The organism is Paraburkholderia graminis, assembly GCF_003330785.1.
Lineage (GTDB): Bacteria > Pseudomonadota > Gammaproteobacteria > Burkholderiales > Burkholderiaceae > Paraburkholderia > Paraburkholderia graminis.
Genome location: NZ_CP024935.1, coordinates 1,873,314 through 1,897,396 on the forward strand (window position 1 = coordinate 1,873,314; position 24,083 = coordinate 1,897,396).

Consider the following 24,083-nt stretch of genomic DNA (forward strand, 5'->3'; position numbering starts at 1 on the left):
CCGTTCGGTATCCTGATCGTAAGAATCACCTTGTCGTCGCGCACCTCAGCTTGCTTACTGTTTCGCGACCTGCTGGATGTCGAACGTGAAGTCCTTCGTGCCGCCGCTCGCCTTGCCTTCGTCGTCCTGGGGCTGGAACGAATACTTGAACTTGCCGAAGTGCAGCGTGATGTTTTCGGTCAGACGCTCATCGCCGCCGCTGCCGCCGGTCGCCACCGACGTAATCAGCACGCCTTCGCTCAATTCGATTGTCAGGAAGTCCGTTTGCTGACCGGTCGCATTGGTCACGTACAGATAGGCAGTGTCGAGGCGCGCGCCCGTGCAGCAGGCGTTGAGAATCGCGTTCGAACAGCTGTCGACGTATTTGGTGATGGTGATGTCCTGAATGTTCGCCTTGCCGCCGGACGCGTAGCCCGCGCCAGTGTGAAGGTTGCCGGTGTTGCTGACGCCCCAGGACCACGCGATGATCGGCACCTCGTTCTTGTGCTTCGAATGGTTGGACGCGCCCTGGATCGTGACCGAACCAGCGCCGAATTTCAGGTGCATATCGAATGCCATATTGACCTCTTCCCGTTGCTAATGAGTGTGCTCGCCGGTGCGGCGAACGTGGAGCCCGTGGCGTTTGCGCCGCGGACGGGTTTTCTGCATGGTGACGTGGTGCGGGACGCCTACGCCGCGAGCGCGGACGGCAGGCGGGACACGAGCCGCAGCGACACGGTCAGGCCTTCCAACTGGTAATGCGGCTTGAGGAAGAACTTCGACGTGTAGTAGCCGGGATTGCCCTCCACTTCCTCCACCACGACCTGCGCGGCGGCGAGCGGCTTGCGTGCTTTGGTTTCTTCGCTCGAATTCACCGGGTCGCCGTCGACGTAATTCATCACCCAGTTCGACAACCAGCTCTCCATCTGCTCACGCGTGCTGAACGAACCGATCTTGTCGCGCACGATGCACTTCAGGTAGTGCGCAAAGCGGCAGCACGCGAACATGTACGGCAGCCGCGCCGAGAGATTGGAATTCGCGGTCGCCGACGGATCGTCGTACTCTTCCGGCTTCGCCACCGACTGCGCGCCGATGAACGCGGCGACATCCGAGTTCTTGCGATGCACGAGCGGCATCAGCCCCATCTTGTCGAGTTCGGCCGAGCGCCTGTCGGTGATCGCAATTTCAGTCGGGCACTTCATATCCACGCCGCCGTCGTCGCTCGGGAAAGTGTGAACCGGCAGATTCTCGACCGCACCGCCCGACTCCACGCCGCGAATGCGCGTGCACCAGCCATATAGCTTGAATGAGCGGTTGATATTCACCGCCATCGAATAGGCCGCGTTCTGCCATGTGTATTTCGACGAATCGGCGCCTTCCGTGTCTTCTTCGAAATCGAACTCGTCGACAGGGTCGGTCTTTGCGCCGTAAGGCAGCCGCGCAAGCGTGCGGGGCATCGTCAGCGCGAGGTAGCGCGCGTCGTCCATTTCGCGCAGCGAGCGCCAGCCAGCGTAGTCCGGCGTCGTGAAGATCATCGACAGATCGCGCGGGTTGGCGAGCTCACTCCAGTTCTCCATGCCGAGCAAGGTGGAATCGGCGGCGGAGATAAACGGTGCGTGGGCCGCGGCGGCCACCTGTGAGATGCCGCGCAACAGTTCGATATCCTGCGGACTGTGATCGAAGTAGTAGTCGCCGATCAGGCAGCCGTACGGTTCGCCGCCAAGCTGACCATACTCTTCTTCGTAAACGCGCTTGAACACCGGGCTCTGATCCCATGCAACGCCTTTGAAGCGCTTGAGGTTCTTGCCCAGCTCCTTCTTCGACACATTCAGCACGCGGATCTTGAGCATCGGATCGGTCTCCGAGTTCGTGACCAGATGATGCAGGCCACGCCACGCGCCTTCCAGCCTCTGGAATTCCTCGTGATGCATGATGCGGTTCAACTGCTCGCTGAGCTTGCGGTCGATCTCCGCGACATACGCATTGATGGTTTGGGTCACGTCATCGGAGACGATGTTCGAATCCTGCAGCACCTGCTCGGCGAGCGTGCGCACCGCCGCCTCGACTTCTTCTCTTGCGCGTTCGTTCTTCGGGCGAAACTCCTTGTTGAGCAGCGCGGCGAAGTCGCTGGTTTCGCTCAGGGTGCCTTGCGCGGCTGTGTCCAACTGCTTCTGACTTTCCATGATCGCGCTCACTCCTGTCCGGGTTCGGTGTCAACGGGCTTCGGAGCGGCGCTTAGCGATTGCAGCAGCGCCGGGTCCTTGAGCGCCTCGGCAATCAGTTTTTCCGCGCCGGCCTTGCCGTCGAGATAAGTGCCCAGGTTCGCCAGTTGCGTGCGTGCCTGCAGTAGCCTGGCGAGCGCATCGACCTTGCGCGCGACTGCCGCGGGCGAAAAGTCGTCCATGCTTTCGAACGTCATGTCCACTTCGAGATTGCCTTCGCCGGTCAGCGTATTGGGAACGTTGAAGTTCACTCGCGGCTTCATCGACTGCATGCGGTTGTCGAAGTTATCGACATCCACCTCCAGTGCCTTGCGCTCTTCTATTGGCGGAAGATCGCCGCTGTTCGCGCCGGAGAGGTCCGACATCACGCCCATCACAAACGGTATCTGCACTTTCTTCTGCGCACCGTACAGCTCGACGTCATATTCGATCTGTACGCGCGGCGCACGATTTCGCGCAATGAATTTCTGACTGCTCTGTCTCGTTGCCATACGCTCGTTCCTCTGGATGCATTCAGGTTCGGGATTCGAATGAGCCGGGTGCTGGTGCCCGGCCGTCGTCCACGCTCACACAACAGCGCAGACTCGCGATCTATTCCGTGATTTGTGAATCGATCTGCTAGAGCTTTCGTCCATCGACGCAACCGCATTCCGCAACCAGAACATCTGGGCCGGCGTGAATATTCCGTCGCTCGAATGATTGCTTTGAAAATTCGCGGGAACCCACGCGAGCGCGCGACGTCGCGACATTCGTCGTGACGTGCCGGAATAAATCGGGGCAGCCGGCTGTTCAGTCAGCAACAGTGGTTATCGAACAGTGGCTTCAGTACACGGCACGCAATGACATCATCCGAAGATCCCACACGCTTGTGCCCGATCGCAATTGCACCGATGCGGCTCTTACCCCTCTGCCTGCTCGCACTGGCACCGTATGCGCACGCCGGCTGGACGATCGTGCAAACCGGCGCACCGGTGACGACGATCCACGAAAGCACTGTGTATCGGGCCGGCTCAGGCCAACGGCTCGCGCCAGACGATATCGTCGAAACGCCGCCCGATTCCAATGGCATCGTTCAGATGCAGGACGAGACGGGCAATGTGCTTGCGATGGGAAGTGACACTCGGGTGTTGCTTGCGCGCGATGGCCATGTCGCGCTGCTACGCGGCTGGCTGAAGGTGCAGCATGTTTGCGCCGCGGCCAATTGCGCGGTGCCCGTCGTTGAGACTGAGCGTATGCGTGTCACGCCGGCCGCCCCCAGCGCGCTCGTGATTGCCGCGTCCACGCCGGCTTATGCCGGCGACGACGCGAACGCTGTGTTCTGCGAAAGCGGGTCCGCACAACTGGTCACGCTCGGCAAGCCGCATGGCGAGCCCGCGCGGACGGCGATATCAACTCATCAGTTCGCGCAGCTTTCGAAAGCCAACGCACGCGTTATCGTTTCGGCACGCCTTGACCCCGCATTCGTGGCCGCGATGCCACTCGCGTTCCGCGACGCATTGCGCCCGCTGCCGCTGCGACCCGAGCCGGCCGCGTCGCGCCCGGCGAGCCCGGCGAGCCCATCGGCAGCCGGCTCGCGCCCCGTGACCTACGCGGACGTGTCCGACTGGCTCGGCAGCGCGCTTGCGGTGCGAACAGACCCGGCCACGCGCTTTACTCAACGCTTTGGCGCACGCCTGTCAGATCCGGCGTTCCGCCGCGACATCCGCCAACACCTGCGCGAGCTGCCGGACTGGCGGCCGCTCGTGCAGCCACATCCGCGACCTGCGTGGCGGGCCGGCACAGCCGCTCCCGTTTCTGCCTACTCGTCCTACTCATCCGTATGGGCTCGACCATGAAGCTGTCACTCGCCATCAAGTTCAATCTCGTGTTCATCGCAATCTTCGCGATTGGACTGAGCGCGGCGGGCATCGTCGCAAATCATGTGCTGCAGCAGCAGTCGCTCGACGAAACCCGGCACGACGCCAATGTGCTGATGAGCGCCGCCGAGGCGATGCAGAATTACACGGCTCAGCACATCACGCCGTTACTCTCGACACAGATTCAGTATTCGTTCGTGCCCGAGTCCGTGCCCGCGTTCTCCGCGATTGAAATGCTAAATACGTTGCAGGGCGCGTTCCCGAACTTCTCGTATCGTTCGACGATGCTCAATCCGACCAACCTACGCGATCGCCCAACCGATTGGGAAACCGAAGTGATTGCGCATCTGCACGACAAGCCCGCGCTGAAAGAGGTGACTGGCGAGCGGCGCACTCCCGGCGGCGAACATCTGCTGTTTCTGGCGCGTCCCAGCCGGATCACGGACGCCGCCTGCATGCAGTGTCACAGCACGCCGTCGGCGGCGCCGGGCACCATGCTCGACAAGTACGGGCCGGCGAACGGTTTTGGCTGGGCCATGAACGACGTGATCGGCGCAGAGTTCGTGTCGGTGCCGATGTCGGAATCGATCGCGCGCGGCCGGGCGCTGTGGCGCAGCTTCATGACCGCCCTGAGCGTCGTGTTCGCGGTCGTGCTGGTGGTCCTGAACGTGATGGTGCATGTGCTCGTCACGCGGCGCCTGCAGGCTCTCTCGCGTGCCGCCGACGAAGTCAGCCTCGGCAAACTCGGCGAAGTGGACTTACCCACACGCGGTAGCGACGAGATCGCTTCGCTCGCGGTGTCGTTCGGAAGAATGCGCACCAGTCTCGTGACGGCCTTCGAGATACTCGACGAGACCGGTGCGGCCGCAACCGTGCCGCACGGCTTGCAACCATGACCGCGACGAGCGGAGCGCCGCGGCAGATCGGCCGTTATCTGGTCGATGGCGTGCTTGGCCGCGGCGCGATGGGCACCGTTTATCTCGCCACCGACCCGCATATCCAGCGGCAAGTCGCACTCAAGACGATCAACCCCGAGTTGCTGCGCGACTCGCAGCAAGGGAGCAGCGCAGCCGACGCGGAACTGCCCGCGCGCTTTATCAACGAGGCGCGCGCGGCCGGGCGGCTCGTGCACCCGCATATCGTCGGTGTGTTCGACTATGGCGAGGCCGACGGCGTCCCGTTTATCGCACTCGAATATGTGCGCGGAGAAACGCTCGCCGCACGGCTCGCGAAAGAGGCCCTGCATGGCACGAGATTGCCGCTCGTGCGCACGCTCGCGTGGTTCGCGCAGTTGCTGGACGCGCTGGCGTATGCGCACGAGGCTGGCGTGATCCATCGCGACATCAAGCCCGCCAATCTGCTGATTGCGCCGCGTGGCGAATGCAAGATCGCCGACTTCGGCATCGCGCAACTGGACACGGGCCGTCTGACGCAGATAGGCATGATGATCGGCACGCCTGCGTATATGTCGCCCGAGCAGTACACGGGCGCACCGATCGACGCACGCAGCGATCTGTTTTCCGCGGGCGTCGTGCTGTACGAGATGCTGACCGGCAAGTGCCCGTTCGCCGGCTCATCGGCGGCTGTCATGCAACAGGTGTTGAACGGCATGCCGCCCGCGCCGTCGAGCGAAACGCCTGGCCTTCCAACCTCGCTCGATGCGATGGTGCGCAAGGCGCTTGCAAAAGAGCCCAAGGCACGCTACCTGTCCGCGCAAAGCTGGCGCGCGGAGTTGATAGGCCTGCTGGATACGCTCGCGGCGGAACGCGATCCGGACGAGACGGTGGTCGCGGCGCCGGTGAATCGCGAGGCGCTTGCACCACCGATCATCACCGCTACTGCTCACGCGGTATCCGCCGATTCTGTCGTCTGGCCTCCGGAATTGCTGGCGCAGCTCGAAGAGCGGCTCGCGCACCACGTTGGGCCGGTTGCGTCGCTGCTCGTGCGGCGGGCGGCGGCACACGCAACGAACCCGCGCATGCTGGCGGCACAACTCGCGCGTCATCTTCCCGACGAAGCGACACGTCATCAATTCGACACGCTGTTGCAACGGCATACTGCCGGGCAGGGAAGCGCGTCTTCGCGGCCGGTGAGCGAGAGCATTCAACCTGCGGCACGCGTCGCTTCTACCCAGGCACGCGTGCCCGATGCCGCGCATATCGAAGCAGCCGCACGGCAGCTTGCAACGCATATTGGGCCCGTCGCCCGCATCGTCGCGCAGCGGGCTGCGCTGGGCGTCGACACCGCGACCTTTCACAACCGGCTCGCCGATGCACTTCCCGCCACCGTCGACAGATCCGCGTTTCTTCGTGCGCTGAGCGAGCGGCTTGCTGACGCTTGCGGGCCGTGAACGGGCGGCGTGGGCATTGGCATTGGCATTGGCATTGGCGTTCGAAATCACGTTCGCGCGCAAACGGCTAGAGCACGCGTGTTCAGTCCTTGTCATCCTGCATCGCTTGCCGCGATGGAATAGATCACCGGCTGTGCGTGTTTATGTGATGTCGACTAGCCAGCGCATCCGCATCGTTCCATGGAAACAGACCAGACATCGCAGCCGGCCGCATACGGCACGCACGGATCGAAACGCAGTGCGGCGCGGCCGCGACCCGCAGTGCGAACGAAGATCGCGTGCCTGCGTGAACAGACCGCGCGTACGCCTGCGCCGGCGGACGGCGGCCGCATGACATCCGGCGATGGACCGATTCGATGACCGCAGCAGATCTGTCCGCCCTGCTTCCGTCGATGCTTCCACGCCTGTGGACATTCGCGCTGCGCATTTCGGGCGACCGGCACGACGCCGAAGACCTCGTGCAGCGCGCCTGCGTGCGGGCGCTCGAACGCGCGCATCAGCTTCAGCCGGACACCGCGCCGCTTAGCTGGATGTTTTCGATCGTGCAGTCCACATGGATAAACGAGTTGCGTGCGCGCAGCGTGCGCAGTCGCTCGGGCATGGATTGGGACGACGAATTTCTCGAAACAGTCGCCGACCCCACCGCGCGCACGCCTGAACAACACGCGATGGACGGACAGATTGTCGAAGCCGTGCAGCGGCTACCCGACGCGCAACGCGTGGTGATGCTGCTGGTAGCGGTCGAGGGCCTCAGCTATCAGGAAGCGGCGCAAACCCTGGGCGTCCCTATCGGGACCGTCATGAGCCGCCTCTCGCGGGCCCGGCAAACCATCGGGGCCCTGTTCAGCGAAAAACAAAAAAGCGTGGCTCGCGCGAGTAATGAGTAATAGCAGAGACCAGGGGGCTTGACTATGGACGACATCCTGCTCATGGCGTACGTCGACGGCAATTTGCAGCCGCGCGAGCGCAAGGAAGTCGAACGCACAATCGTCGTCTCGGCCGATGTCGCCGAACGCGTCGCATTGCTCAGGGCGTCGGCGTTGCCGTATCGGCGGGCGTTCCAGCATCAGCAACTGCCACCGGTTCCGGAAAGCCTCACGCGCAACGTTGCGCAGTTGATAGAAGCGCAAACGCCGGCTCCTGGCATGAGAGCCGTGGGCAGGAACGATCGTGCCGCGGCGTGGGCTTCGCGCGCGAGCGGCCGCAGCCCGTGGTCCTTGCGTATGCGCGGGCCGTCCGGGGCTTCAGGCTCCGACACAGGTATTCAGTGGGCCCGGCCGGTGCGCGCACGCATTCGCGCCGCGGCTCCGTGGGCCGCGCTCGCATTCGTAAGCGGTGCGTTCTGTTGCGCCGTCGTGCTGCGCCTGGCGGGAAGCAGCGCCCCCGGCGGTGTCGGGCAGACGCTTTCACAACAGGCTATCCCGGCAGGCGTATCGCCGTGGATCATCGCAGCGGTCAATTATCAACGGCTCTATACGCGGGAAACCGTTGCGTCCGACTTGCCGATTACCGGCCTTGCGCACATCGTCGAAGACATTCGCCGCGACGACGGACTGTCGATCCACGTGCCGGACCTGCGTTCGCTCGGACTGACGTTCAAGCGCGTGCAACGGCTGCGCTTTAACGACAAGCCGTTGGTGCAGATCGTCTACCTGCCGGAGAAAGGCTTGCCGGTTTCGCTATGCGTGATGACAGATGACAAGCCGGATGCCGCGCTCGCGCAGCAGGACGTCAACACGATGCAGGTGGTGACCTGGAGACAGGCGAAGCAAAGCTATGCGTTGATTGCCACCTCCGGCGACACCGACCTCGCGGCAATCGGCCGGCACATTGCACAAAGCAGGACCGGCGAGATTCTCGGCCAGGCGCTGGCAGCGTATCAGGCACCGGTAAGCTAGCCGACGGATACGCTCGCACAGCCGGCAACCGCCGCCTGTGCGCTTCATGCAAGCCCTGCGATGCCGGCTCAGACGCGCGGCGTAAGCGACGTAAGCGACGTAAGCGGAGTGACCGGCATAACCGGAGAGAGCGGTGTGCCGCGTGCTTCGATCGCTTCACCCGCGAGCAGACACAAGTCCTCGCGGTAATGCGCGGCCACGATCTGCACACCCACCGGCACGCCGTTCACCAGTTGCGTCGTGACGGCAAGACCCGGCAAACCCATCGCAGGCAGCGCACGCATTGTGAGTTGCGCTTCCCATACGCGGTCGAAGCCCGCCGCGCCTTGCTGATCGAGATCGTCCGGGAACGGAAGCTCCGCCGACACCGGCATCAGCACGACCGCATACTGATCGAGAAACAGCCGCCATTCACGTAGCAAGCTCGTGCGGCGCACCAGCGACCGGCTGATCACGTCGGCCGGCAGGTCTTTCACTTTCAGGCGAGCCGCGTTCACCACCGCTTGCGCGCCGGGGTCGCCGTCACGCGCCACCGAGTCGGCCAGCGCCTCGAATCCGTCGCCGAGCCACAGACGTTCCTGCAATTGCGCGGCTTCGCGCATCGACGGTGTGTCGTCGATCTCGTCGACGCGCCAGCCTGCGTCGCGAAGGCGTTGGGCCGCGTCCAGCAACGCGTGCTCGACTTCCTTGACGATTTGCAGGCCGCCCGGACGCAGGCAAAGCGCGGCACGCAACGGCACCGCGCGTCCTTCGAGCGGCATCGGCAGATACCAGGGATCGCGCAAGTCGGGCGCAGCCAGTGCGGCGAGGCCGAGGCGAAGATCCGCCACCGTGCGCGCCATCGGACCCGTGGCCGACATCAATTGCGCACCGATCGGGCGTTCGGGCGACGACGCGTTGAACGCGGGCACGCGTCCGAACGTCGGCCTGAGTCCGTGGATGCCGCATGCGTAGGCCGGATAGCGTATCGAGCCGCCGATATCCGTGCCGAGCGCAATCTGCCCGATACCCGCGGTGACTGCCGCTGCTCCGCCGCCCGACGACCCGCCCGGCGTGAGCGATGGGTCGCGCGGATTGAGCGTGCGTCCATGAATCTGGTTGGAGGTGAACCAGCGCAGAGCGAAAGTCGGCGAATTGCTGCGGCCGAGCAGCACGGCGCCGGCCTTTTGCAGATTATCGACAGCGGGACTATTCACCTCGGCCACCAGGTTTTCCTGCAAACGCGTGCCGTTGGTGGTGGCGAAACCCGCGTGGTCGGTATTGATCTTGGTCGTGACAGGCACGCCCGCCAGCGGCCCCGGATCTTCACCGCGAGCAATCGCGCGGTCGACGCTGTCTGCCTGCTCCAGCACCCAGTCGGACCGGTGCGCCACGACCGCGTTGATGAGCGGATTGACCGCATCCAGACGCGCCAGCGCGGACTGCGCCGCTTCGCGAGCGGACACTTCACGCGTTCTCACACGCCTCGCCAGTTCAGTTGCGGACAATTGCCATAGTTCACTCATGTAGCCTCCAGTGTCGATGCCAACCGTATGCAGGCATGCATCCAGTCGCACGTGTAGCGGTTCAAAACGGCCAGCCGGCAGCGCCTTCTATTGGCAGATCGGTGCGCTGTCCGATCGCCTCCGCGAGGATCACCTGATCGCGATTGCCGGGCACCCGCATCTGCCGGATACGCGGGCGGAATATCCGGTCGCCGCGTCTGACTGCGCGGCCTGTCAGCGCGCATACGGAACCGACCCGCGCGAGTCCGCTGCACCATATCTGCTCGGCGTAGCGCCCGGTGCACGAGTCGCTCCACGATACGCTGATGGTCGCCGGCGACAACCATTCCACTACCGCAATCCGGGCCGGCCGGCTCGCGCGATGGTGGGATGCGTCGGCCATCGGCGAACGCGTGCCTATGCGGCACCGCTTGAGCGGCACGGGCTTCTTCCGCGCGCAGGCGTCCAGTTGTTCCGCGGAAGGATCGAGGACATTCAGCAATGTGCGAACCACGATGTCGTCGTCGGATAGCACTCTCATCGACTGATCTCCAGAAGCCGGTATGTTCGTAGTGGGAAGAGCAAAAGCTGGTGCTTAACGCCGCCTTGCTCGCGCAGCGTCGGTTTGCTGCTCATCGACGTGACGCCGCGCACCTGCTTCGCCGCAGCAACTGCGACGCCTTTCGCTGCGCCGTTGCGCCGCTGCGCCGCTGCGCCGCTGCGAATCAGGGGTGTTTCAATTAGAACTGCGCAATGTATCGGCGGTGTTTCGGCGACGTATCGAAATGTATCCGGCCCATCGAACGCTTGCGGCCATCGTCAGCGACGGCCACTTCATGCGGCATACCAATGAGCTACAGCAGAAGTCGCGGCGCGCCACGAGCAAGCCGAGCTCCGTCACGCATTGGACAACGGCGCAATCGCGTGCCTGTCCCGCATGACCGCGAGGACAAGCGCGCCGACACCGCAGGCCGCCATCAATGCGATCAACGCGGGCGTGCCTATATGAACCAGCACCCAGCTAGCCACCGCCGGGAAACCGAACGTGCCGATGAAGTACGCCACGACGAACCATGTGAGCGCGGGCTGCCGGTGCGTCGCCGCGCAGTCGTTCACGGCCTGCGCCTGGATGGTCGGATACACGAGCCCGTAGCCGATGCCCAGCAGTACTGCGCTTATCGACTGAAAAGCCGGCTGGTACGGCACGACGAACATGGCCGCGGTGCCGAGCACCATGATCGCCAGCAGAAGCCTGGTCGCGACTCCGTGATATAGCCTGACTACGACGCGCGTGAGCAGCCATCGCGCAACGACGACCGTCACCGCATAGAGGCTGAAGAACGTGCCGGCTTGCGCATGCGTGCCGCGAATGATGGACATCTGAAACGTCATCGACCCCGAAAAGACGCACGCGCACAGCGAAATCATCACGATCGGATACGCGGCGCGCGTTCGCCAGACAGCACCCGACTCGCGCAGCCAGTCCTGCTGCACCGGCGCTTCGTCCCGGTGCGGCGATACCCGCCCGAACGCTTCGAGCATCAGCGCGGCGACCGCGCATAAGCCGCCGACCACGTAGAACACGCTGGTGAGCGGCCAGTGCCACGAACGGATCGCCATTGCGGCCACGGCGGGACAGCCGCCAATGCCCGCCATCTGGATCGTACCGAAGCGCATGAACCAGAATCCGCGATCGGCGTCGCTCGTGCGTTCCGTCAACGACATGGGCGCGGCGAGACAGAACGCTCCCCAGCCGAAGCCCACGAGAAAGCCGGGGAGAATGCCAGGTGCGCTCATCCGGTCGACCGCAGCAAAGCCGATCACGCCGAGGCCAATGCACAGGGCCGCTAGCGCGGTGGTGCGCGCGCTGCCGATACGCCGCGCGAACCGGCCCACCACGAGCACGCCTACCAGTGTGCCGACCGTGGCTTCCGCCAGCGCGAGTCCGGTATCCAGATCGTTGCCCCCGAAAGACCGGAAATGCATCGACAGGAAAAACGTCGCCCCGTACCCGCTCGCGGTGAGCAAGGTGCCGATGAGCACGAAGAAGGCGCTGAATGGGCGCATGGCGAAATCAGTATCGGAGATGAACGACGACGGTGAGCGGTCCGGCGGATCGCGGCCGTATCAATCCGCACCGCCGGCTTGCGTGGCTTGCGCGACGTGTGCAGTGTCAGCGGGCGGGTACGCAACGGATTCGCTGACCGCGCGCCATTCGGCGTCCTCCTGGGCGCGAAACCTCGCGGCATCGGCGGCTACCGCTACCGCGTCGCTGCCGACCAGCAGGCGCAACGGCGGCGCCGGCACTTCGGCGATATCGAGCAGCACCTGGGCAATGCGCGCCGGGTCGCCCGGCTGATTGCCGTCACTGCGGCGCAGGCGCTCCGCCACCGGACCGATGACCGGCTGGTAGGCTTCGCTGATCTCGGGAATGGTCATCGACGAACCGGCCCAGTTCGTTCGCATCGACCCTGGCTCGATCACCGTGACCTTGATGCCGAAGTCGCGGACCTCTTTGGCGAGCACTTCGGAGAAGCCGCCTACCGCCCACTTCGCCGCCTGATAGGCCGCGAGCCCCGGTCCTCCGACGCGTCCGCCGACAGACGAAATCTGCATGATGTGACCGGCGCGCTGCTTGCGCATCACCGGCAACGCTGCGCGGCTGAGATTGCAAACACCGAAGAAGTTGACGTCCATCTGTTCGCGCAGCGCCTGATCGGTCGCGTCTTCGATTGAAGCCAGGTCGGCGTAGCCCGCGTTGTTCACAAGCACGTCCAGACGGCCGAACTGCTCGACGGCGAGACTGACCGCGTCCCGCGCCGCGACCGGATCGGTCACGTCCAGCGCGATCACGCGAACGCGATCCCCGTACCTGTCGGCCAGAGCCCGCAGCCGTGCCGTGTCCCGCGCCGTAGCGGTGAGCCGATGACCGCTCGCGAGCACGGCTTCGGCAAGCTCGCGCCCCAGCCCCGCGGAACAGCCGGTGATAAACCACACTTTGTCGCCAGTCATTTGCGAGCTTCCTTATCGTTTGCAATTGATCTATCGACGGGACTCTGACGACACGTGTTCAATGTCCTTCAGGCGAGCTGACAACGCTCGCGCCCGGCGCCATGCAGCGATTAGAAGCGCGCTATGTATCCCACGTGTGTCGGCGAGGTATCGGAATGTATCGCGGCCCGGGCGAGGCGTGAAGCGGTGCGGGTTCGACAGGCTTTGTCGGCGGGATCGCAGTAGTCGATTGCGAGCAGATGCTAAGCTATCCGGCCGTTACCACCCACGGCGCAGTCTCTTCGGGGGCATAAGACTATGCGGCCGCGTCGAACCAGTCGGTTCGTTCCGACAGCGCCGTGCCCCCGGCAAACAACTACGGAATCATCATGCTCGATAAGCTGCTAAGCGACATTCGCAGTTGCACGCTTTGCGCGTCGAAGCTGCCCCATGCACCGCGGCCGGTACTGGCCGCGTCGGCACAGGCGCGCATTCTCATCGTGGGTCAGGCGCCCGGTGCACGGGTGCATGCGTCGGGGATCCCCTGGAGCGATGCGAGCGGCACGCGCCTGCGCGCATGGCTCGGCGTCGACGACGCGACGTTCTACGACGATTCGAAATTTGCCATCGTTCCCGTGGGGTTCTGCTATCCAGGCCGCGGCCGCAGCGGTGATTTGCCGCCACGGCCAGAGTGCGCGCCCCGGTGGCACCAGGAGCTGCTCCAACACCTCGGTGCGGTCAGGCTCACACTGCTGGTCGGACAATACGCGCAACAATTCGGACTCGGTGACGCACGGGGGCCAACCTTGACGGACACGCTCACCCGGTGGCAGGAATACGGGCCGCGCGTGATGCCGCTGCCGCATCCGTCGCCGCGCAACATCGCATGGTTCAAGCGCAATCCCGGGTTCGAAGCCGATGTTTTGCCCGCGTTGCGAGCGCGCGTGTCAATGGCGCTGACGTCGCCCGCTTAGTCCCCGCATACATATCGATGCCACAATTCCTTCGTGGTCGCGACCGCCGCGCTCATCGACAATGATCGAATCGGTCAGCACGTTCGTTGCTGACTTCTCCCGCATTCGACACGACCATGAGAACCGATCCGCCTCGCCAGCTTCATCTGAACGTCAACATCCTTCACTCCGGTTTTGTCCCTTCCGCATGGCGAACGCGCGATGCCGATCCGCGCGCTTTCGTCGATGTCGCTCACTACGTTCGCGTCGCGCAGATCGCCGAGGCCGCGAAGTTCGATGCGGTGTTTCTCGCGGATAACGCGTCGATTGCAGATCAGATCGACTTCCGCCCGATCACCGCACTCGAGCCGACCGTGCTGCTCGCCGCCATTGCCGCGGCGACCACGCATATCGGCATTATCGGCACGGCGTCGACGAGTTATAACGAGCCGTACAACATCGCGCGCCGCTTCGCCACGCTCGATCAGCTCAGCGCAGGCCGCGCCGGCTGGAACATCGTGACGACCGCCGATCTCGGCTCGGCGCGCAACTTTGGGCGCGAGGCCGTGCCCGATCACGCGCAACGCTACGAGCGCGCGGCCGAATTCACCGAGGTCGTGAAGGCGCTCTGGGATAGCTGGGAAGACGACGCTTTTATCGGCGACAAGGCGAGCGGCCGCTTCATCGATACGGCGAAGGTGCACCGCATCGAGCATCGCGGCAAATACTTCAGTGTCGACGGCCCGTTCAATCTGCCGCGCAGCGAACAGGGTCATCCCGTGCTGATCCAGGCCGGCGGCTCGGCCGACGGACGCGAGTTCGCGGCCCGCCATGCCGAAGCCGTGTTTTCCGCATCGCAATCATTCGATGAAGCCGCCGCCTACGCACGCGAACTGAAATCGCGAGCGGCAGCATGGGGCCGCGGCAGCGATGCGATTCGCGTGCTGCCGGGGCTCACGACGATCATCGGCGCAACCGAAGCCGAGGCTTTGCGCCGTCGCGATGAACTGGTCGATCTGATTCCGTGGACGTATAGCCTCACGCGACTGGCCGGCATACTGGGCATCGCTGTCGAGCGCCTGAAACTCGACGAACGCCTGCCCGACGATCTCGCATTGCCCGGCGGCGGCAATGGTAATCACACGTTCTTCCACGCCACGCTCGCGCAGGCGCGCACGCATGGCTACACGGCGCGTCAATTGATTCGCGCGCTGGCGGGCGGCGGCGGACATCGTGTCGTCGTCGGCACGCCGGAACAGATCGCCGACGACATCGAGCACTGGTTCAAAGGCGGCGCCGCCGACGGCTTCAATCTGATGCCGGATGTTCTGCCGGGCGGGCTTCAAGACTTCACCGACGGCGTGGTTCCGCTGCTGCAGCAACGCGGCATTTTCCGCACCGATTACGAAGGACGTACGCTGCGCGACCACTTCGCGCTGCCGCGTCCGTTCAGCCGCCATCTGTTGCGGCGTGAAGCGGCCGCAACGGCGTAGTTCGAGCCGACCGCCGGGGCGATGCGATGCGATGCCATCGCATCGTCGTCCCGCACGTCGCCTCGACGTAGACGCGATCACTCCAACCACACGCCTTCGAAGCGATGACTGCCGAGCGGCGAAAACACCATCCCCTTCACACGCTTCGACACAGGCAGAGAGACGATGGAATGCGCAATCGGCGTATAAGGCACCTGCTGCTTGAAGATGACCTGCGCCTGCTGATAAAGCGCCGTGCGCTCGTCGACGTTCGCGGCTGCGCGCGCCTTGTCGATCAACGCGTTGAACGCCGGATCGCACCACTTGGACACGTTACTGCCGTGCACCGCATCGCACCCGAGCAACGTGCCGAGCCAGTTGTCGGGATCGCCGTTATCGCCTGACCAGCCGTAGAGCATCGCGTCGTGTTCGCCGCCCTGCTTCGCGCGGCGGTTATATTCGCCCCACTCGTAGCTCACGATCTTCGCGCGCACGCCGATCTTCGCCCAGTCCTGCTGGATCAGTTGCGCCATCAATTGCGCATTCGGATTGTAGGGGCGCTGCACCGGCATCGCCCATAGCGAAATCTCGAAGCCGTTCGGAAAGCCGGCCTGCGCAAGCAGCGCTTTGGCTTTTGCGGGATCGTAAGGTGCGTCCTTCAACTGCTTGTTGTACGACCATTGCGCGGGCGGCATCGGATTCGACGCAATGGTTGCATTGCCCGAGAAGACCGATTGAATGATCGCGGGTTTGTCGATGGCCATATCGAGTGCGCGGCGCACTTCCACGCGATTGAGCGGCGCATGTTGCGTGTTGTAGGCGACGAAGCCCACATTGAAGCCGACGCCCGAAACTGCGGTAAGCGCGGCGTTTCGCTTCACAACCTCGAGATCGGCGGGACGTGGAAACACGGACACCTGACATTCGCCGCTTGCCAGCTTCTGCATGCGTACCGCCGGATCAGGCGTGATCGCAAAGATCAGATGCGCGAGCTTGACGTCGTCCGGGCGCCAGTAGACGGGATTGGCGTCGTAACGGATCAGCGCGTCCTTCTGGTACGAGCGGAACACGAACGGCCCGGTTCCGACCGGCAACTGATTGATGTCCGCCTCGCGATGCGCGGCGCTCAGCTTCTCCGCATATTCCGCCGACAGAATCGACGCGAAGCTCATCGCGAGATTGCGCACGAAAATCACGTCCGGCTCCTTGAGCCGAAAGCGCACGGTCAGAGCATCGATCTTCTCTATGCTCTCGATGTTCCTGTCGAAGCCCAAGTCGCTGAAATACGGAAAGCTGCTTGGATACGCCTTGCGGAACGGATCGTCGGCATGCAGCATCCGGTTGAACGTGAACAGCACGTCGTCGGCGTTGAAGTCGCGCGTCGGTCGAAACCATGCGGTCGTATGAAACTTCACACCGCCGCGCAGATGAAACGTGTACGTGCGCTGATCCGCTGAAATGTCCCAGCTCGTCGCCAGCGCGGGTTCGAGATCGAGCGTGCCGCGGCGGAACTGCACGAGTCCGTTGTAGACGGTATTGGTGCTCGCGTCGAAATCGGTGCTGGTCGTATGCTGGCCCGGATCGAAGCCGGCGGGGCTGCCTTCGGAGCAGAACACGAGTGTGCCGGTGGGCGCGGCGTGGACAGAAGCGCCGTTCATCAGCAGCGCGCCGGTTAGCACCATCGACACGCCAAGGCGCGAACCACGAAACAGGGCGTGCCGCAGCGACGCGCCGGGAAAAACGGAACGGAAGGTCATTGGAATTGGATCAGAATTTTGGCAGGCCCGGCGGGTTGCTTTCGGAGCGGTTCAGCGCTTCCGCCTGAATCCCCCAGCGCGCGAGCGCGCGCGCGTACGTGCCGTCGGCGATCACGCCATTGGTGGCAAGTGTCAGGCCGTCGACAAGTCCGCTGCCCTTGCGCGTTGCAATCGCCACGTCCGCTCTCGCGGGCCAGCCCGCATTCACGGTTCCCACCTGGCGAATCGCGCCGCTTCGCGCGGCGTCGTAGGCAAGCGGCGCATTGGGATTGAACTCCAAGTCCGCCCGGCCGGAGAGCAGCGCAACGCGGCTTGCCGCATCGTCGTCGAAATACTGGAGCTCGACGGGTTTCAGTCCTTTCGCGATGTTCTGCCGGTTCCATTCGAGGATGATCTTTTCCTGGATCGTCCCCGAGCCGGTAATCACACGCAGGCCCGCAATGTCTTTCGGCTCCGCGATGTGACGTATCGGGCTGGCGGTTCGCACATAGAAGCCGTGCAAGCCCTGACGGTAAGTGGTGAAGTCGAACTTCTCCTTGCGCTGCTCCGTCACGCCGACGTTCGAGATCACCGCGTCGTATTTCCCCGACGTCAAGCCCAAGGGCCAGTCAGCCCACGTGATCGACACGATGTCGAGCTTGAGTCCCAGGGCGTCGGCGATCAGTTGCGCGTAGTCCGCATCCGAACCGACGACGGTGCGCGCATCCGTCGCGTAAGTCGCGGTCGGCGGACCATGCGGCGAGATGGCGACTGTGAAAAGCCCTTCCTTCACGAACCGGTAGCGATTCGCGATTGCCGCAATCGCCTGCTCGTTTTTGCCGGTACGTATGCGTCCGGGCTGTTGCGGACTGAGGTCGATGCCGGTCTGCGCGCCATGTGCGCGGCCGATCGTCGCCAACGCCGCCGCGATGCCCGTCATGACGAATCTGCGCCTGTTGATCATCGTGTTGCGAAGAAGGAGTGGTCAGAGCACACGCGACAGGAATTCGCGCGTGCGGGAATGTTGTGGATGGTTCAGCACGCTCGCCGGCGGACCAGCTTCGATAACCCGGCCGCGATCCATGAACACGATGGTGTCGGCCACTTCGCGCGCGAAGCCAATCTCGTGCGTGACGATCACCATCGTGGTGCCGGAGCGCGCCAGTTCCTTGATGACGTCGAGCACTTCGTTCACCAGTTCGGGATCGAGAGCGGATGTCGGCTCGTCGAACAACAGAACCTTTGGCCTCAACGCCAACGCGCGCGCAATCGCGACGCGTTGCTGCTGTCCGCCCGATAATTGCCGCGGCCACGCGTGCGCCTTGTCCGCGAGTCCGACACGCGCAAGCAGACCCTGCGCGAGCTGCTCCGCTTCCTTGCGCGGCAAGCGGCCAAGCGCGACAGGAGCCTCGACAATGTTGTCCAGCACGCTCAGATGCGGGAACAGATTGAAGTTCTGAAACACCATGCCGACGTCGCCGCGACGCCGCAGCACGTCGCGCTCCTTCAGTTCGTAGAGCGTCATGCCGTCGCGGCGATAGCCGATCAGTTCGCCGTCGATATCGATCAGACCGTCGTCGACGCGTTCCAGATGATTGATCGTGCGCAGCAACGTCGACTTGCCGGAGCCGGATTGACCGAGGATCACCGTGACGCTGCCGGGACGCATGGTGAGCGAGACGTTGTCGAGCACCTTGAGTGCGCCGAAGCTCTTCGAGACCTTCTGGATGACGATCTCGCCGCCTGTGCGCTGGTCGATCCACGGATTCGCAGCGCCGGGGATTTTCGACTCGCTCGGCGCGATGGCGGCGGCAAGCCGCGACTCGCCGGCAAATGCCGTTTCGCGCCGGCGCAGCACGAATGCAGCAAGCTTTTTGATGGCCTCTTCGAATGGCGACGACGTTGTGCTGCGCGTCGCGCCGCGCGAGAAATAGCGCTCCACGTACACCTGAATCGCGGAGAGCACCGAGAGAATGACCAGATACCAGACGGTCGCCACCATCAGCAGCGGAATGACCTCGAGATTGCGCCGATAGATGATCTGCACCGTGTAGAACAGCTCGGGCATGGCGAGCACATAAACCATCGCCGATCCCTTCGCGAGCGAGATGAGATCGTTGAACGCGGTCGGCACGATGGCCCGCATGGCCTGCGGCAGCACGATGCGCCGCGCCTGGCGAAGCCGCGGCAGTCCGAGCGCGGCGGCTGCTTCAAGCTGCCCCTGATCGACGGACAGAATGCCGCCGCGAATCACTTCCGCCGAAAAAGCGGCGTGATGCAGCGTCAGGCCGAGAACGGCTGCGCAAAAAGGACTGACGACTTCAGTAGTCGGCCAGTTACCGAATGCAATGCCGGTAAAGGGAATGCCGACGCTGATCGTCTCGTACAGATAGCCGAGGTTGTTCAGGATCAGCAGCAGAACGATAAGCGGGATCGAGCGGAACAACCACACGAACACCCAGGCGCTGCCTGCAAGAAGGGGCGAACGCGAGACTCTTGCGAGCGCGATAAGCATGCCGAGCGCAAAACCGATCGACGCACCGAGCGCCGTCAGCAGCAGTGTTCGCCCAAGCCCCGAGAGCACCGGTTCCGACAGAAACCATTCGGCAAATACGCCCCAGCCCCAGCGCGGATTGCCAAGCACGGAGTCGAGCACGAGCGCGATCACGATAGCGGCGAGGGCAGCACCGGCACTGCGCGCGCGATGCTTCGCGGGCACGACGTGATAGCGGTTGCGGTCCCGTTGCGATTCTGCTTGCGCGGAACCTGGCGCCTGGACGGCGACTTTAGCGGCTTCGTTCATCGTTCGTACTCGGTCCGTTGTGGTGTCCGTTCGCGTGTGTTCATGCAGTTTCGGTCAGTGCGTAGCGGCTTTCCTTGCGCGGCAAACCTAAGTGGTCACGCAGCGTTGCGCCGCTGAGCGTCGTTTCGTAACGGCCGCGCCGCTGCAGTTCGGGAATCACGTAGCGGACAAAATCGTCGAGGCCCTGCGCCTGCACCGCGAAGCCGAGAATGAATCCGTCGGCGGCGCCCGCTTCTATCCAGCGAATCAGTTCATCGACCACGTGTTCGGCCGTTCCGAGGAAATGCGTCTTCGGCGTCGCGACTTCGAGTGCGACTTCGCGCAAGGTTTGTCCGTTGCTGCGGGCATTGGCCTTGATGCGGTCCGTCGTCGAGCGGAAGCTGTTGCGGCCAAGATCGCCGAGTTCGGGGAACGGGGCATCGAGCGGGTACTGCGTAAAGTCGTGATGATCGAAAAAGCGGCCGAGATACGCGAGCGCTTCGTCGATATTGAGCAGATCGCGAATCGCGCGGTACTTCGCTTCGGCTTCTTCATGCGTGGCGCCGACAATCGGGCCGATACCGGGGAATATCTTCACGTCTTCGCGGCTGCGCCCATGCGCCTCGGCGCTGTCCTTCACGCGCTGCGCGAAAAGCCGCGTCTCTTCGACCGAGACCGAATGCGTGAACACGGCATCCGCATATTTACCGGCCAATGCAATGCCCGCATCCGACGAGCCGGCCTGAAAGATCACCGGCTGACCTTGCGGCGAGCGCTGGATATTGAGCGGCCCCGCTACCTGAAAAAATTTCCCCTCGTGATTGAGCGGATGCAACTTGTCGCGATCGAAAAACACGCCGCGCTCGCGGTCGCGCACGAATGCATCGTCGTCCCAACTATCCCATAGCCCTTGCGTCACGCTCAGGTATTCATCCGCGATTTCGTAGCGCAACGCATGCTCGGGATGCGATCCGCCGTAGTTCTTCGCGGTGCCTTCGAGCGGCGTCGTGACGACGTTCCAGCCGGCGCGCCCGCCGCTGATCAGATCCAGCGAGGCGAACTGGCGTGCGACCGTGAACGGATCGCTATACGACGTCGAGACCGTACCCGCGAGACCGATTTTCGACGTGACCGTGGCGAGTGCCGACAGGATCGAAATGGGCTCGAAGCGATTCAAAAAGTGCGGAATCGATTTCTCGTTGATGTAGAGACCGTCCGCGACGAACGCGAACGCAATGCCGTTCGCTTCCGCTTTTTGCGCCGTGCGGATCATGAAATCGAGATTGACGCTGGCATCCGCCGGTCCCGCCGGATGCTTCCACGCGTTCATGTGGCTGCCGGCACCTTGCAGCATGATGCCGAATGGGATGTGCTTCTTGCTCATGATGTCGTTCGCCAGACAGAAGGAAAGATCGAAGCCGGTGATGCGTTTTCGACCGCCGCGTCACGACTTCGGCAAGCCCGGCGGATTGGTCGCCGCCTTCGCGATCGCTTCGGACTCGAGATGCCAGCGCGCGAGCACCGAGCGATACTGTCCGTTCTGGATCAGATTGTTCAGCGCGATGGTGAGCGGCTCGGCAAGACCGCTGCCCTTGCGCGACGTCACCGCGACCTCCGCCGTGCGCGGCCAGCCGCCGCTCAAGGTGCCGACCTGGCGCGTCTTGCCTTGTCTCGCGGCATCGTAGGCAAGCGCGGCATTCACGCTCAAGATCGCGTCCGCGCGCCCCGACTGCAACGCCACCGACCTCACCGCATCGTCGTCGTAGTACTGCACGGAAACCGGCTTGAGCCCACGCGCGACGTTCTGCCGGTCCCACTCGAGCAGGATCTTTTCCTGATTGGTCCCGGCGTCGGTGATGATCCGCAGACCGGCGATATCTTTCGGCTCGGCGATTTGCCTGATCGGACTATCGGTCCTCACATAGAAGCCGATCTGATCCTGCCGGTAGGTCGAGAAGTCGAACTTCGCCTTGCGCTCTTCCGTCACCGTGACGTTGGAAATCACCGCGTCGACCTTGCCGGACGCAAGGGCCAGCGGCCAGTCCGGCCACGCGAGAATCACGACATTCAGATGCTTGCCGAGACTGTCCGCAATCAGTTGCGCGAGGTCCGGGTCGAACCCGACTACCGTTCTCGCGTCGCTCGCATAGGTGCTGATCGGCGGATGACCCACGACGATGCCCACCGTCAACGCATTCTTCGCGACGAAGGCGAAGTTCGAAGGTATGACCTTGATGGCGGCCGGGTCCTCCGCGCCGCGAATGCGGTTCTGTTGCGCCGGGCTAAGATCGAAGCCCGGGGCCGCCGCGAGCGCCGGGGCACTGCCGGCCGTCATGCCGGCCATGCTCGCCAATAGAAGCGTTGCAAGATGCGCGCGCAATCTCATCGTCATGTGTTCCGTTGGAATGTCAGGTGGGCTTAGCGGATCGCGAGATCGGTTTGTTTCGCGCGAAGGTCTTCGAGGGTATCGATGCGGCCCGGATCGAGCAGGTCCTTTCCGTAGCGCAGATGAACATGCACCTCGGGAGGCAATGACGTATCGAACAGGCTCACGTAGCCGCTATTCGCATACAGCGCCCAGGCTTCGGGCTGCCGGAAACCGGTGGTCAGATAAACGCGCGTATAACCCTGGGCGAGCGCACGCTGTTCTAGTTCCTGCACGACGCGGCGCGCGAGGCCCTGACGGCGCACATCGTCGCGTGTCCAGACCCGTTTGAGTTCCGCGGTGCGCGCGTCGTAGCGCTTGAACGCGCCGCCGCCGATCGCCGCGCCGTCCCGCAGCAGCAGAATGAATGCGCCCTCCGGCGGAGCGAACGCCTCGGCCGGATAACGCGCGATTTCCTGCGCGGCCGACTCGCCGTTATCCTTGTGAAACGATGCGTAACGCGTCGTATATTCGCGCTGCAATGCGCTTAGCAGAGGTTGGGCAAGCGGATCGAGCGGACTGGTATCGACAACGCTAAAGCTCATGATGATCGACCGGAACGCGCCGGCTCGTCTTGTGGAATTCACACGATAGCGCGCAGTCGTTCGACGGCAAAACAAGCAATTGGTATATGAATATGGTGCCGCTGCGGCGAACGTTTTTTGTTGTCCGTTCGATTGCTCGCGCATCGCATTGCGTTATTCGCGCAGCGTATCCGTCAATAGAACATCGTCAGCGCGCGAGCTGCGTAAAGAACGTTGGATCGTCCTCTGCAAGGTGAAACAGACAATCGCCTCTTCGGACCAACGCGGGCACGCGCTTGCAAACGACTTCTCCGTCGCTGTCGAAATGGCGAATCACCGGCTCGCGCCACGGCGTATCTGGGAAATGGATTCGCGCAGCGGGTTGCCCCTGACTTACCCGGTCGCCGAGTTCGACAAGCGGCTCGTAAACGCCGCTGTCGTAGGCATAAACGTAGTGCCGCGCACCGGCGACGCGTCTGAAACGCGTGCTTGCAGGCGGCGATTCGGGGACGAGCGGGCCATGCAGCACACCGACGTGCCCAAGGAAATGCAGCAGCCCCTGGCGCGCTTCGCGAATCAGCGCGGAGCTGACCGTGCCCGCACCGCCGAGTTCGGTCGTGATGGACACCGCGCCTTGACGCCGCGCCGCCGCTGCCGCATGCACCGGATTCTCGCGATGAATGAATGCGTTCGGCAAACCGAATGCATTCAGCAAATCGATTAGCCGCGCTTTCCCGGCCTCGTCGCGCGGCTCGATCGCGAGCATGTTGCCGCCGTGATAGAGCAGTGAACTGCCGCCCGAATGCAGGTCGATCAGATAGTCGGCACGCGCGAGCAATTCATGCTCGATGTAATGCGCGGCGATCTGCGTGGGCGAGCCTCGCGGGTCGCCGGGAAACGCGCGATTGAGATTGCCGTCGTCTATCGGCGAGGTCCGTAGACCCTGCTCGACCGCGGGCGCATTCGCGGCCGGCAACACGATGATTTGCCCCGTTAGATGGGCCGGATCGATCTCGCGCGCGAGTTGCGCGGCGAGAATTTGTCCTTCGTATTCGTCGCCGTGATTGCCGGCCATCACGAGCACGACAGGCCCGCTGCCGTTTCGTATCGACACGACGGGGAACGGCAGCCAGCCGTATGCGGAACGATGCACGGAGTGCGGCAAACGCAGATAACCGGTGTGCCGGCCGGCCAGGTCGAAGTCGACCTCGCTGACGATTGGATTCAGGTGCATATGACAGTTCTCTGGAAAGTGCCGGCAATTCGAGGCGTTGGCCTCATTAAACATCGGCCGGCGTCTTCGCATCGAACAAATCTTTTTGCCTTTACTTATTCTTCTAGATTGTTTGACCGCGCCGTTCATCGAGAAATACCATCGCCGTACTAATGATCGGCTCGTCGCGCCGCGCAA

The 24,083-nt window shown here is 63.4% G+C and carries 21 protein-coding genes; 7 read left to right on the plus strand and 14 right to left on the minus strand.

Features of this window, described 5'->3' with window-relative positions; all coding sequences use genetic code 11:
* Positions 1–54: 54 nt before the first annotated feature.
* From CUJ91_RS26510 to tssB, 3 genes are all read right to left on the minus strand, one after another.
* A complete protein-coding gene (locus tag CUJ91_RS26510; protein ID WP_006049774.1) occupies positions 55–558 on the minus strand; it encodes an Hcp family type VI secretion system effector in 504 nt (167 codons plus the stop codon).
* 110 nt (positions 559–668) lie between these two features.
* The gene (gene tssC, locus CUJ91_RS26515) at positions 669–2,162 is read right to left on the minus strand and encodes a type VI secretion system contractile sheath large subunit (RefSeq protein WP_029970267.1); all 1,494 of its coding nucleotides are present in this window, start codon (positions 2,160–2,162) and stop codon (positions 669–671) included.
* Positions 2,163–2,170: 8 nt separating this feature from the next.
* Positions 2,171–2,692 carry a type VI secretion system contractile sheath small subunit gene (gene tssB / locus CUJ91_RS26520; RefSeq protein ID WP_114157547.1) on the minus strand — a complete coding sequence of 174 codons (522 nt, stop codon included), beginning with the start codon at positions 2,690–2,692 and terminating at the stop codon, positions 2,171–2,173.
* 348 nt (positions 2,693–3,040) lie between these two features.
* Between tssB and CUJ91_RS26525 the strand changes: the two genes are divergently transcribed.
* From CUJ91_RS26525 to CUJ91_RS26550, 5 genes are all read left to right on the plus strand, one after another.
* Positions 3,041–4,036: a hypothetical protein gene (locus CUJ91_RS26525; RefSeq protein ID WP_244231032.1), complete on the plus strand. Its 996-nt coding sequence runs from the start codon at positions 3,041–3,043 to the stop codon at positions 4,034–4,036.
* Entirely contained in the window at positions 4,033–4,953 is a 921-nt protein-coding gene (locus CUJ91_RS26530; protein WP_114157549.1) for a c-type heme family protein, read from the plus strand. The genes CUJ91_RS26525 and CUJ91_RS26530 overlap by 4 nt, the downstream gene beginning before the upstream one ends.
* Positions 4,950–6,407 (plus strand): serine/threonine-protein kinase, encoded by a 1,458-nt coding sequence (locus tag CUJ91_RS26535; protein ID WP_114157550.1) that lies wholly within the window; start codon positions 4,950–4,952, stop codon positions 6,405–6,407. The genes CUJ91_RS26530 and CUJ91_RS26535 overlap by 4 nt, the downstream gene beginning before the upstream one ends.
* A 356-nt stretch (positions 6,408–6,763) precedes the next feature.
* Positions 6,764–7,294: an RNA polymerase sigma factor gene (locus CUJ91_RS26545; protein ID WP_114157552.1), complete on the plus strand. Its 531-nt coding sequence runs from the start codon at positions 6,764–6,766 to the stop codon at positions 7,292–7,294.
* Positions 7,295–7,318: 24 nt separating this feature from the next.
* Complete coding sequence (locus CUJ91_RS26550; protein ID WP_114157553.1) at positions 7,319–8,305, plus strand: anti-sigma factor family protein; 987 nt, start codon at positions 7,319–7,321, stop codon at positions 8,303–8,305.
* 68 nt (positions 8,306–8,373) lie between these two features.
* Here the strand turns inward: CUJ91_RS26550 and CUJ91_RS26555 are convergent, their stop codons facing one another.
* The 4 genes from CUJ91_RS26555 to CUJ91_RS26575 all read right to left on the minus strand — a co-directional run bounded on the left by CUJ91_RS26555 (position 8,374) and on the right by CUJ91_RS26575 (position 12,801).
* Entirely contained in the window at positions 8,374–9,810 is a 1,437-nt protein-coding gene (locus CUJ91_RS26555; RefSeq protein ID WP_114157554.1) for an amidase family protein, read from the minus strand.
* Between the two features lie 61 nt (positions 9,811–9,871).
* Positions 9,872–10,330 (minus strand): DUF3331 domain-containing protein, encoded by a 459-nt coding sequence (locus CUJ91_RS26560; RefSeq protein WP_029970259.1) that lies wholly within the window; start codon positions 10,328–10,330, stop codon positions 9,872–9,874.
* Positions 10,331–10,686: 356 nt separating this feature from the next.
* Entirely contained in the window at positions 10,687–11,856 is a 1,170-nt protein-coding gene (locus tag CUJ91_RS26570) for an MFS transporter (protein ID WP_161966597.1), read from the minus strand.
* A gap of 60 nt (positions 11,857–11,916) precedes the next feature.
* Positions 11,917–12,801: an oxidoreductase gene (locus CUJ91_RS26575; RefSeq protein ID WP_114157556.1), complete on the minus strand. Its 885-nt coding sequence runs from the start codon at positions 12,799–12,801 to the stop codon at positions 11,917–11,919.
* A 368-nt stretch (positions 12,802–13,169) separates the two neighbouring features.
* Here CUJ91_RS26575 and CUJ91_RS26580 point away from each other — a divergent pair, with 368 nt between their 5' ends.
* Together CUJ91_RS26580 and CUJ91_RS26585 are read left to right on the plus strand one after the other, a co-directional pair.
* The gene (locus tag CUJ91_RS26580; RefSeq protein ID WP_114157557.1) at positions 13,170–13,754 is read left to right on the plus strand and encodes a uracil-DNA glycosylase family protein; all 585 of its coding nucleotides are present in this window, start codon (positions 13,170–13,172) and stop codon (positions 13,752–13,754) included.
* A gap of 116 nt (positions 13,755–13,870) precedes the next feature.
* Positions 13,871–15,226, plus strand: a complete 1,356-nt coding sequence (locus CUJ91_RS26585) for an LLM class flavin-dependent oxidoreductase (RefSeq protein WP_114158070.1) — start codon at positions 13,871–13,873, stop codon at positions 15,224–15,226.
* A 77-nt stretch (positions 15,227–15,303) separates the two neighbouring features.
* On the opposite strand, the gene CUJ91_RS26590 is transcribed toward CUJ91_RS26585, so the two are convergent.
* From CUJ91_RS26590 to CUJ91_RS26620, 7 genes are all read right to left on the minus strand, one after another.
* Positions 15,304–16,887 (minus strand): ABC transporter substrate-binding protein, encoded by a 1,584-nt coding sequence (locus CUJ91_RS26590; protein WP_044021217.1) that lies wholly within the window; start codon positions 16,885–16,887, stop codon positions 15,304–15,306.
* 85 nt (positions 16,888–16,972) lie between these two features.
* Positions 16,973–17,905 (minus strand): ABC transporter substrate-binding protein, encoded by a 933-nt coding sequence (locus tag CUJ91_RS26595; RefSeq protein WP_114157558.1) that lies wholly within the window; start codon positions 17,903–17,905, stop codon positions 16,973–16,975.
* Positions 17,906–17,926: 21 nt separating this feature from the next.
* Entirely contained in the window at positions 17,927–19,744 is a 1,818-nt protein-coding gene (locus CUJ91_RS35150; protein WP_114157559.1) for an amino acid ABC transporter permease/ATP-binding protein, read from the minus strand.
* Positions 19,745–19,784: 40 nt separating this feature from the next.
* Positions 19,785–21,107 (minus strand): LLM class flavin-dependent oxidoreductase, encoded by a 1,323-nt coding sequence (locus tag CUJ91_RS26605; RefSeq protein WP_114157560.1) that lies wholly within the window; start codon positions 21,105–21,107, stop codon positions 19,785–19,787.
* A gap of 60 nt (positions 21,108–21,167) precedes the next feature.
* Entirely contained in the window at positions 21,168–22,109 is a 942-nt protein-coding gene (locus CUJ91_RS26610; protein ID WP_114158071.1) for an ABC transporter substrate-binding protein, read from the minus strand.
* 32 nt (positions 22,110–22,141) lie between these two features.
* Positions 22,142–22,693: a GNAT family N-acetyltransferase gene (locus CUJ91_RS26615; RefSeq protein WP_114158072.1), complete on the minus strand. Its 552-nt coding sequence runs from the start codon at positions 22,691–22,693 to the stop codon at positions 22,142–22,144.
* A 187-nt stretch (positions 22,694–22,880) separates the two neighbouring features.
* Positions 22,881–23,906: a succinylglutamate desuccinylase/aspartoacylase family protein gene (locus tag CUJ91_RS26620; RefSeq protein ID WP_114157561.1), complete on the minus strand. Its 1,026-nt coding sequence runs from the start codon at positions 23,904–23,906 to the stop codon at positions 22,881–22,883.
* Positions 23,907–24,083 lie beyond the last annotated feature (177 nt).